The following is an 11,827-nucleotide window of genomic DNA, read 5'->3' on the forward strand; positions in this document are numbered from 1 at the left end:
ACCAGAGGGTAATTTCTTTTGTAAGAAGCGGAGCGTGTACTGTATAAAAGACGTTACTTCTTTTGATAGGATAGAATAGATCTGTCGCACATTTTCCGGAATCTTCAAACAGTGGTTTGAGGAACGGGGAGGTGTTGCCCTTAAGGAGCCCCCATCTAATCTGTCAACAGGCTGTCATTCAGTATCTTGAACCCAAAAAGCATGCGCTTTCATTCTCTGGAAGCCTCATTTCATCACTTTCCCACTGTCACTTTTCCCGACTTCCAATCTTCTTTCCGATATCCCAACGGACTGATTTTCACCATTCAGGACAAAACCCGCCTGTTCTCTCCTTGTCTACTGATTATTAATGAAATTAACAGGATTTCATTACCTGCGAAGTAACGGAATTTTTTAACAAAAAGCATTGTGGGAAAAGGAATGCCGGAAATGGGAAATTATTCACTTTTTATTTTTTTAAATTTATAAATTTAAAGTTTTTCAATTATGAACAAAAAGTTTCTAAGTGTGACCCTGTTCAGTGCCTTGATGATAGGTGCGACAGGAACGTTCACGTCTTGTAAGGACTATGATGACGACATCAAGAACTTGCAGGAACAACTGGACAAGAAAGCTTCGATTGATGACCTGAATGCAAAAGTTGCTACTTTGCAGGCAGCTGTAGATGAAGCCAAAAACGCTGCTAACGAAGCCAAGGCCAAAGCTCAGGAAGCTCTGGACAAGGCCGGTTCGGCAGAAGGTGGTGTTTCTGATGACGACTTGAAAGCTCTGAAGAAAGAACTGCAAGACCAAATTGACAAGTTGGCTTCTTTGGCAACTGTTGACGCTAAAATCAAAGAACTGAAGGAAAGTCTGGCAAGTGAGTTTATTTCTGAAGCTGATTTGAAGAAATTGGCTACGGAGGTCGAAACTTTGAGTGTTAAAGTTATGGCTTTGATTGGTCACCGATTGACTAGCCTTACGCTGATTCCGACTACGCACATCAACGGCATTCCTTCAATTGAACTGCTGACATTGACGTATACACCGCAGGTTTTTGCAGTTAAGAATTACGCTGATCACGCTGCAGATCCGTCTAAACACACAAATCGTCCGGTTCTGGACCACACTGCTGTGAAAGGCGCAAAAGCACTCAGCATTTCTACCGAAAAGAATGAGGTAAGCTACAAAATTAGCCCGAGCATCGGTGTAATGAAAGAAGATGTCAAGAAACCGCTGTTTGAATGTTTCATGTCTCAGAATGTAACGAAGAGTGCTCCTGAACTTTCTCAGAACAAGCCTCTCGAAGTTGTAGACTACGATGTAAAAGACGGTGTAATGACTGTTCTTTATAAGAAGAATGCAGATTACGTAGGCAAGAGCATCGGCACAACCGGTAGCGCTCACGGTGAAGGTAAACTTGAAAAGTTCTGGATGGCTTCTCTGAAGACTCCTATTGCTGACAAAAACCTGACAGATGCTGAGAAAGAAGCTGGTAAAGACGTATTTGTAAATTCCGAATACAGCCGTATCGAAGAATCTACTGTATATCCTTATTTAGCTAACAAGAAGATTGACTTCACGAAGGACTTCACGACTGATTTTGCAGACGAAATGCAGGATGGTAAATACGTTCACTATCATGACTCTCTCTGCTTGTATAAATCAGGCAACGAACAATTGGTTGATGTTAAGCAGTCATATGACAGTCCACTTGACTTGAGAACGTTGGTTACTGTATGCTATACTTATACTGACAAACAACACGCTTCTCACAAGGAATTGACGAACTACGCCGACTATGGTCTGGAGTTCCGTTTTGCTTTGGCAAAAGCTAAGTATCTGCAAGGTGACCGCAAGACTGACGAACAAGAATTCGGTCGTATCTTGTCTGACGGCTATACTCTGAAGTCTGAAGTTTACGACGTAGAGTTGGGTGATAATGAATATTCCAAGACTTCAATCGGTCGCGAACCTATCATTCGTGCTGAATTGTGGGACAAGAATAATGGCAACATGATTGCTGTACGTTACATCAAGATTCGTTGGACCGGTGAAAAAGACCAGACTATCGCTGCTATCACATTCCCGAACGACACTGTAACTTGCAAGGATATGTTCCAGCAGTTGTTCTCTAAGGAAATGAACGAGAAAATCTATCATATGGTTAAGTTCGACGGTGGTCAGAGTATGAGTAAGACTCAGTTCCACAGCATCTATAAAGAGATGGAGATTATTGAACTGAGAAAAGACGGCAAGAAGGTAGATTTGTCTAAATTGGCTATTTCTAAAGTTGCTACAGACTGGATTGAAGGCTCTGACAAAGTTGGCAAAGACGGTGCTGAGATGATTGACAATAAGAAAGATCTCGTATTTGCTCTGTTGCAGGATGCTGAAGACAATACGTCTTACAACTTGGTTTGGGCTATGAATCCGAAGACTGTTGGTACATTGGCTTACAATGCATCTACTAAGACTTATGCTTCTACATTCGAAATCGACGTTAAATACATTGATAACGCAGGTTTGAATGGTGACATTAAGCAGACATTCAAGCAGACCATTATCGCTCCTACTCAGAACTTTGCATATCAAGGTACATACTGGAAGAATGGTGTGGGTGAAGGCATCTTCAATGTGAACCCGATTGTTTACGCTACTGCAAATGACGGTGGAACACAAAAAGATTCGCACGTATATCCGGGCACTGCCGACGGTTGTCAATTGGCCGACTATAGCCACATCGAAGCTGACTTGGTTAATGGTTTCGTTAACGCTACGACTAAAGAGAAACCGGCTAACTTGGCTCAATTCATCCAATATATCCGCGGATGTGCAGAAGTTAAGTTCATCTTCGACAAGGATAAACTGGCCAACTATGACTACTTGAAGGGCTTCTCTGTAAGCAAAGATGGAACACAGTTGTGGTCTTCTGCTCAGGCAGGTACTACTCCGGTTGATACTGAAAAGGGTGAGAACAAGAACATCGGTATGAATGATGCCGGTATCTACGATTATGTTCAAGTTGATAATCTTGCTGCTACAATCAACAACCTGATGGGCGCTGATGCTGCAGAAAACAAGAAGAACTTGCCTTGGAACTATGACGAAACTCTGATGAGTGGTAACAACGAATGTTCAAGTATCATCCGTCTGCATGAGAAAGACAACTTGAACGGTACTCCGGCCGCTCTTAAACTGATTGGCAAGGAAGTTCCCGTGAAGTTGGTTGTTGCATACAACGAATTCAACGTTATTCCGGTTCAAGAATTTGAAGTACACTTCATCAACCCGTTGACTATCGACGGCTCTATCAGCGATAACTTTATTGATGCTGAAGTTGACGGTAGCTTCTTGAGCGTAGCTGAGAACTTCACATTCACTGATTGGAACAACTATCCGGTGGCTGCTGAAAACGTTAAGGGAGATAGAGGTGCTTATGCACATGCATTGTATGACTACTATGCTGTACGTGAAGTTAAGTTCTTGACTGAAAAGACTACTACAAGCTTGACATGGAACGATACTACCAACACTTACGAACACAAGGATGGTGTTACTGATGGTAAGTTGCCGACCAACGCTTCGTTGAAGATGATGAACTGGGTTGAAACATCACCGAAGTCTACTGCTACAGAGACTAAGGCTGACCCGACTCACTTGGCATACTTCAACAATAACGGTACTCCTGTTAACGTTGACTACAACATGTTCCTGACTGTAAATGTCAACTACAAGTGGGGTGTATTGAGCAAGAATGACCTGAAAGTCATCGTTAAGAAGGCTGTCGGTACACCGACTAAATAATTGAGAAGAGATTCTTGATATAATTTAATAAAAAGGACGTCCTCTTGCAGGGCGTCCTTTTTTCAATCTTTCATTTATAAATATCAGATATGAAGAAAATACTATTCATTTTAATCGTGTCAATTCCACTCATCTGCTTTTTCTCATGTAAGAAGTCAGCAGCTGCACATCCTTTTCCGGGTAAATTCATCACTGAAACCGGTATCCTATTCGACCTTCGAGCAGACTCCTCCACTCTGATTCAATATGATGATTCCAGCTCGTATGAGGGTACATGGAGAGCCTATAATCAAGGAGATACACTAAAGTATGCCACTATTGAGTTTGCCGGTTACTTTAATTATTATTATCTGCGCAATGGTAAACTCTATCGCAATGAACATAATATGAAACGTCAAGCTTTTGGCGAAGAAATTGAATATCAAGATTAAGACAAGAAATGGCTATTGCTATTCTTCTATTCTTTGAATGGGGAAAAGAATAGCCACTTCATATGACAGTCAGCCACATGTTTCCAATAATAATCGTAATCTGATTATCGTGATATTCTCCTTATATTTGCGTGTAAACCCAATAATCACGATGGTACATCGCATTAACAGCACTCTCCTATAATGCCTGATACGGATAATTGAACCGCCCTAGGTTCCGACTGGAGATCACGGCAGGGGACACTGTATCATGTGATGCCGCTGGATTAAATGCTCTGCAGCAACCCCGCACAAGCATCCTCCAGAATGTCCAGCACATACTCAAAACCTTCGGAACCGCCGTAATAGGGGTCCGGTACATGGTCGGCATGGGTAAACTTTGTACAGTATTCCGTCATGCGGTGTATCTTGCTCCATTCGGCGGTTGAAGGGGCGCGGTCTTTCAGGTCGTCGATGTTGCGGTCGTCCATGCCGATAATCAGGTCGAAGTTGTAAAAATCCTCGGTACGTACGGGGCGCGAAAGATGCGTCAGATTGTATCCACGGCGGGCAGCATGGGCACGCATCCGGCTGTCCGGCAGTTCGCCCTGGTGATAGGACAGAATGCCTGCAGAATCGATTAAGAATTCATCCTCACGCCCGGCTTCTTCTACCAGACGTTTCATGACTCCCTCTGCCGAGGAGGAACGGCAAATATTGCCCAGGCAAACGAAAAGTATCTTCTTCTTCATATTTCTTTAGTTACAAGTTGTTTACATCGGATCTACATCATAATACACTATCAGCGACTTGAAGCGGTCTTCAGCCACCATCTCCTTTTGCACCTGGACGAGCAGTTCACGGGCACGTGCCATCGGGGCATTGGTTTCTATCTTCAAGACAATCTTTCGGATGAACAAGGTTTGTATGCGGGCTACGGGAGGTTTGTCCGGTCCCAGCACACGGCGGCCAAAGACGGTGCGGAGCTTGGCGGCCATAGTCTGTGCCATGAGGTCGAGCAGGGTCTCGTTCCGGTTTTTCAGGTAGACGTACACCAGGCGGTAGTAGGGCGGGTAGTGGAACATCTGGCGTTCGGCAAGCTGCCCGCCTACCATGGCTTCGTAATCGTTGGCAATGACTTGCGGGATGATGGGGTGGTCGATGCTTTTGGTTTGCAGTATCACCCTGCCTCGCTTGTTCTTCCTCCCGGCGCGTCCCGCCACCTGTGCCATCAGCTGGAAGGCACGTTCGTAGGCGCGGAAGTCGGGATAGTTCAGCATGGTGTCGGCATTGAGAATGCCCACAATGCTGACGTGGTCGAAGTCCAGACCCTTGGACACCATTTGCGTGCCTATCAGGATGTCCGTCTTGCCTTGCTGGAAATCGGAGATGATGCGCTCGTAGGCGGTACGGGTGCGGGTGGTGTCCAAGTCCATACGGGCTACGCGGGCGTCGGGAAAGAGGGCTTTGATGTCATCTTCTATCTTCTCCGTGCCGAAGCCGCGGTTGCGCAGGTCAGTGCCCTCGCAGGCAGGGCAGACGCGGGGCAGCTGATAGGTGTAGCCACAGTAGTGGCAGGTCAGCTGGTTCAGTCCCTTATGGTAGGTCAGACTGACGTCGCAGTTCTTGCATTTCGGTACCCAGCCGCAGGTGTTGCACTCTATCATGGGTGCGAAGCCGCGGCGGTTCTGAAAAAGAATGACCTGTTCTTTTTGTTCCAACGCTTCGCGGACATACCGCAGGAGCAACGGAGAGAACGGGCCGTTCATCATCTTCTTGCGGTGCAGTTCCTTGATGTCTACGGGGATAATCTCCGGCAGCTGTATCTCTTTATAGCGTTCTTTCAGCTCTACCAGCCCGTACTTGCCGGATGTGGCATTATTCCAAGTCTCTACAGAAGGAGTGGCCGTGCCCAGCAGGGTTTTGGCACCATACATGGAGGCGAGCACGATGGCGGCATTGCGGGCATGATAGCGGGGGGCAGGGTCTTGCTGCTTATAGGTGTTCTCATGCTCCTCGTCCACAATCACGAGGCCGAGGTTGCGGAAAGGAAGAAAGACGGAGGAGCGGACGCCGAGAATGATGTCATAGTCTGCTTCCGACAGTTGCTTCTGCCAGATTTCCACCCGTTCGGCATCGGGGAACTTGGAGTGATAGATGCCCAGACGGGAACCGAAAACACGTTGCAGGCGCTCTGTGATTTGTGTAGTGAGAGCTATTTCGGGCAGAAGATAGAGTACTTGTTTTCCTTGCAGGATGGTTTCTTCTATCAGATGAATATAGACTTCTGTCTTGCCGCTTGCCGTGACGCCATGCAGCAGGCAAACGTTCTTGCTTTGGAAACTCTCCAGAATGGAGTGATAGGCGCGTTGCTGGTGCTCGTTCAGCGGATTGACGGGGACGACATCCTTGAGGAGCGCTTTATCTATGCGGCCTATTTCCTGCTGGTAGACTTCGAATACACCACGGTCTACAAGACCGTTGAATACGGCAGGGGTGGCAGAGGTGCGCCGCAGCAGTTCGGCTTTGGAGACTTCTTTTAGATCTCGCCCGCCGAGGTAGCCGGAGAGTTCCAGGTATTTCATCAGCAGGTCCAGTTGCTTGGGGGCACGGCGCTGCAATTCGTCGAAGAAGATGTGCAGGCGGTGTTCGTTGCGCGCAGCGGCGGTGAGGCGTACGCGGGTTTCAGTCTTGGGCTTATAGGTACGGCGCAGTTCTTCCTTTACGAAGATGGCCTCTTTGTTGAGCAGTGACTTGATGACGGAAAGTATGTTCTTGATGCCGGTCTCTTTCTCCAGTTTCGTCACGCATTGCTCCGGGTCGGCAGAGAGCATATCCAGTATCCTCTGCTCCTTCTCCGGCAGGCGGACGTCGGACTCGAAATCGGGGTTGTACTCTACGATTGTTTCGCTTTCCAGCTTCAGACCGGAGGGCAGGGCGGCCTTATAGACGTCTCCTTGCGTGCAGAGGTAGTAGTCGGAGAGCCATTCCCAGAACTTGAACTGCCGTGGAAGTAGTAGCGGACGGGCATCCAGCAAAGCGGACACTTCCTTTACTTCGTATTCGGTGGGGGCGTAATAATGCACGTTGCGTACGATGGCTGTATAATATTTCTTCCGTCCGAATGGTACTACCACCCGACAACCGGTCTGCACTTCATCTGCCCACTTGTCGGGCAGGGAGTAGGTGAAGCAGCTGTGCAGAGGCAAAGGCAATATGACGTCGGCAAACTTTTTCATCGTGGGGACAAAGATAGTGGAAAGTGGAGGGAGAATGAAATGAACGGAGGCATTTTTTATGCCGAGAACAGGGTGGCTGAATGAGGGGGCACTTCTATAAGTACGGATTTCTCTATGTTAGAGAGCAGGCCGGAGTTCTTCATCTCCTTCACCTTCTCTCTCAATCTCCCTGTTCATCGGCTTTTTCGGTGAAACCGGTTTTGCCATGTCCCTGCTTTCCGACCGAGGGATGAGGGCACAGGAATTGCCGGATTGCTGTCTGCTTTACAGCAATGGGATGTAAATTGCTGCAAAGGTGTTGCAGCGCTACTGCAAAGCTGTTGCAGCGCCACTGCAAAGCAGTTGCAGCGTCACTGCAAAGTAGTTGCAGCGTCACTGCATGTATGTTTGCAGTGCCACTGCAAAATGGTTTTAGTTTCTTTGCAGTAGTTATTCGCTGATATATAACCGGTTAGAACTCGCTCAAAGTCTATTCGTTATCCGCATGACTGTTGCGGAAACACCGGTGGGATACGGTAGTGCGGAGAAAAGAAGTTTCACCGGAAAAGCCGATGAATAGGGGGATTGAGGGGAAAGGTGAAGGGGGTGAAGTGCGGATGTTCCTTAAATTGATAATTCAATTTCGCTTCAGGATAAAGAGAAGCAGGGAAAGAACTACCTGCTTTTTGAGGTAAATTCTTTCCCTGCTCGAGGAATTATCACACTATGGTGATTTAGGTCGGAAAATCAGCTTCGTTTTACGGCTTAACAACGAAATACGGGAACTCAACCTCTGTTTCGTGTCCGAAGTAGTCTACCATTGTGAACTTCAATGTTGCAGTCACGTCTTTCATCGGCGGGTTCTGGCTCTGCAGTGAAGTAAACATGAATGATTGACTCTCGGCATCAAAACTTACGGTGAAGTATTCATCGTTCACCCCGTTGGAAGCCAAGTGGCAGTCTTTGATTTCTGTTGCACTGAAAGGAGTCGTATAGTCTGCAGTGCCTTTCTTGAACTTCAGAATGCTAGCAAGAGTAAACGTTGTTGGAGTCTTAGAACTATAGTTCAAGTTCTCGGTCTTAGCTACCTTATTCGGTGTCCAGTTCTTCCACTCAGCGGTAAAGATTTCATCACATACGAGTCTCAGTTTGAAGTTCTGGGCAGCCGGAGCTTTTACAGTGTAAGAGTTGTCTGCCGATTCGGAAGATACACTCTGGTAAGTATAAGATACGGCTACATCGTAAAGTGTTCCTTCTGGCAGTTTATTGCCTGCATGAGAAAACAGAGCAGCGGCTTTTTCTTTGTCATTGTTTACATCCAGATAGAATCCATATCTATTCAAATTGTAGCCCCAATTAGAGTTAAATACAATTTGCTTCTCTGCACAAGTGAATGTGTAGTTAAAGTCGATGATACTGTTATCAGGATTAGAAATGCCATTGAATGCTGTACCCAGATTATGGATAGGATTACTACTCCAGTTGCCAGCTGTTATTTTAACAACCTTTGCACCGTCCTTGTCAAGCTGGTTAGCCTTAGCAGAGAATGCAGCGGGGAATTCAGGCATCTTCTTGGTTATTTCAATAGCAACTTTCTTAACTATCACACTCTTATCGTTTGTGAAGTTGAAATACATCTTATAAGTACCATTGTCCTCGTACTTATCCAATGAATTGAGCAATGTAATTTCCAGCTTGCCTGTTTGTCTATTGAATGATTTCTGGAATGCGCCAGTGTCAGTCGGATTATTCTCCGTGTCAACTATCAAGTTGCCTTCCTTGTAATCACCATATTTATTTTCAAACAGTTTCAGAAGTTCTTCGTCCAAATCAATCTCAATTGTACTATCATAGCTACTTGTAGGAGCATTCCATACCGGTACGTAATCAGCCGTCAGCGTAGTAGTCATAGCATCGATATCGCCTACTGCTACATAGAATGCCTTACCGTCCGGGTCAACCAAAGAACCGTCATTATTTACTGCATATACGCGGAAACCGATAATGTCACCATCAGCCTTCTCTGCATTGATAGACATTTCAATCTTACGGTTTGTCGTAATTGTATTCAGTCCTTCGATATCTGCCTCATAAGAGTTCCATGCAGTGATTTCAGACGGAGCACTTTCTACGGCACGCAGTTCATCGAGCACTACATAGAAACCATAGATACCGCTGATCTCTTCTGTGCCATAGTCCAATTCTACAGTGAATTTTTCACCCACTTTTGTAGAGAAGAAAGAGTTGCTAGAACCTTTACTGTCACGGTTATCGCCACCTATCCAAAGGTCTTGGTCCCTCCAGTTGTCATATCTATAACTAGCATCAATAGATACATAAGAACCGTCTATCTCTACACGGTTTCCGTTTCTATCAAGATTCCATTTATAGTCATAGAACAGCTTTTTGCTTGCATCAGCAGTTAAAGTTCCATCTTCAGCATATTGGAAACGGTTACGCAAATCATTCACTTCCTTGTCGTTGACCTTGAATTTCAGTTCATACTGCGGTGTATATACAGAACCCAGTGTCAATTCATAACCGGTTGTCACACTACGTTCCACGTCGCCCGGTTTGTCTGTTACTGCTACTGCGTAGAGAATATCCTTCAGTTTCTTCACCGGTTCGTCTTCAGCGTTGCCGCTCTTATAGTCGAACTTTGCAGCTTTCAGCAAATTCTCTTCTGTATAGTTATCCTTGTTCAACTTGAATACGACTTTCCACAGACCATTAGAAGACACGCCTCTGGTTACTGTGCCTTTGAACTGCTCCACTTTCTCAACAGTCACCAGTTCATCCAGATTGCCCAGTGCAGAATTGACAAATGAAATCTGTCCTTCGGTCAAGGTGGCATTAGCCGGTGACACGCGAATCAATACAGAATCGCTGATGAATGCTCTTTCACCTTTCTTGAACTCTTTTTGATTAAGGATATCGTAAGAATTCGCCTCTACTTCGTCGGAGCTGCCTTTACCAAACACACGGTCTTCTACAGCTTCAGCAGTACGCAAATCCATTATGGAAGGACTACCTTCAATAATCTGGTCAGATTTGCCGCCGAATGAATAAGACACCAATTCTACATGAGTAACGGCTTTACTGAATGCAGCAGAAATCAAGTCTAATTTAGCGCCTACAACTTCTGTTACCTGTGCTGCAATCTTTGCAGCCATTTCTTCTGTCAACTCACCGGCTTGCAATTTTTCCAAATCAGTCTTTAAGGCGGCAATGGCAGCATCGTTGGTTCCTTTATAAGCATCCAAAGCGGCAATCTGTGCTTCGATGGCAGCTTTGTTCTTACCAATCTGTTCTGCATTGGCAGCGACATCAGCTTTCAAGGCAGTGATGCTGTTCTGCAAAGCTACATCTGCTGCAGCCAATTTTTCCAATGTCGCTTCAGTAGTAGTTTTGAACTGCTCCAAAGCCTGGATTCTACCTGAAACTTCAGCCAGCTTTTCTTCTATTACTGCTATACCGGCTTTGTCAGCCTCTTGCAACTCGGCTTTGACTTTTTCCAATTCAGCCTTTGCGGCAGCAATAGCTGCTTCTTGTGCTGCAAGGGCAGCCTTTGAAGCCTCGTCTTTTGCAACAGCGATTTCACTCTGCAAACCACTTTGTGCAGACTGCAAATTGCTGATTGAGCTCTCTACAGCGGTAATCTTGGCACTCAGACCATTTTGACCGTCGATTTGTTCCTGCAAGTTCTTGATGTCGTCATCGTAGTCCTTACAAGACGTAAACGTTCCTGTCGCACCTATCATCAAGGCACTGAACAGGGTCACACTTAGAAACTTTTTGTTCATAATTGAAAACTTTAAATTTATAAATTAAAAAAAATAAAAAGTGAATAATTTCCCATTTTGAATCCCTTTCACATAGCTGTTGATTATATGATTTTTTCCGTTACTTCGCAGGTAATGAAATCCTGTTAATTTCATTAATAATCAGTCGACAAGGAGAGAACAGGCGGTTTTTGTCCTGAATGGTGAAAATCAGTCCGTTGGGATATCGGAAAGAGGATTGGAAGTCGGAAAAAGTGACAGTGGGAAGGTGATGAAATGAGGATTCCAAAAAATGAAAGCGCATGTCCTTTGGTTCAAGATGCTGAATGACAGCCTGTTGACAGATTAGATGGGGGCTCCTTAAGGGCAACACCTCCCCGTTCCTCAAACCACTGTTTGAAGATTCCGGAAAATGTGCGACAAACCTATTCTGTCGTATTAAAATGAAGTAACGTCTTTTATACTATGCACGCTCCGCTTCTTACAAAAGAAATTACCCTTTGATTGGCCTCGTCAATCTTCCTGTTGCTGAAAGGCTTCAGATAGGTTTCCGTCACCGTGATGGAGGAGTGTCCCATGGCTTCGGATATGATTCCGGGATGTATCTCGCAGTGGTAAGCCATTGTGGCCC

6 protein-coding genes and 1 pseudogene are annotated in these 11,827 nt (G+C 45.6%); 2 read left to right on the plus strand and 5 right to left on the minus strand.

Features of this window, described 5'->3' with window-relative positions; genetic code table 11:
* The first annotated feature begins 486 nt into the window (after nt 1–486).
* Nucleotides 487–3,786: a hypothetical protein gene (locus tag HU824_RS17785; RefSeq protein ID WP_176469571.1), complete on the plus strand. Its 3,300-nt coding sequence runs from the start codon at nt 487–489 to the stop codon at nt 3,784–3,786.
* Between the two features lie 89 nt (nt 3,787–3,875).
* Nucleotides 3,876–4,217, plus strand: a complete 342-nt coding sequence (locus tag HU824_RS17790) for a hypothetical protein (protein ID WP_176469572.1) — start codon at nt 3,876–3,878, stop codon at nt 4,215–4,217.
* 266 nt (nt 4,218–4,483) lie between these two features.
* Here HU824_RS17790 and HU824_RS17795 read toward each other — a convergent pair whose 3' ends face one another.
* From HU824_RS17795 to HU824_RS17815, 5 genes and pseudogenes are all read right to left on the minus strand, one after another.
* Nucleotides 4,484–4,948, minus strand: a complete 465-nt coding sequence (locus HU824_RS17795; protein WP_148356449.1) for a low molecular weight protein-tyrosine-phosphatase — start codon at nt 4,946–4,948, stop codon at nt 4,484–4,486.
* A gap of 21 nt (nt 4,949–4,969) precedes the next feature.
* A complete protein-coding gene (gene priA, locus HU824_RS17800) occupies nt 4,970–7,435 on the minus strand; it encodes a primosomal protein N' (protein WP_176469573.1) in 2,466 nt (821 codons plus the stop codon).
* A gap of 160 nt (nt 7,436–7,595) precedes the next feature.
* Nucleotides 7,596–7,811, minus strand: coding sequence for a hypothetical protein (locus HU824_RS17805; RefSeq protein WP_176469574.1), 216 nt, complete (start codon nt 7,809–7,811; stop codon nt 7,596–7,598).
* A 361-nt stretch (nt 7,812–8,172) separates the two neighbouring features.
* Entirely contained in the window at nt 8,173–11,217 is a 3,045-nt protein-coding gene (locus tag HU824_RS17810; protein ID WP_176469575.1) for a cell surface protein, read from the minus strand.
* 437 nt (nt 11,218–11,654) lie between these two features.
* Nucleotides 11,655–11,827: pseudogene (locus HU824_RS17815) on the minus strand (site-specific integrase); the annotation flags it as partial.

Source organism: Bacteroides sp. L10-4 (genome assembly GCF_013373675.1).
GTDB classification, from domain to species: domain Bacteria; phylum Bacteroidota; class Bacteroidia; order Bacteroidales; family Bacteroidaceae; genus Bacteroides; species Bacteroides muris.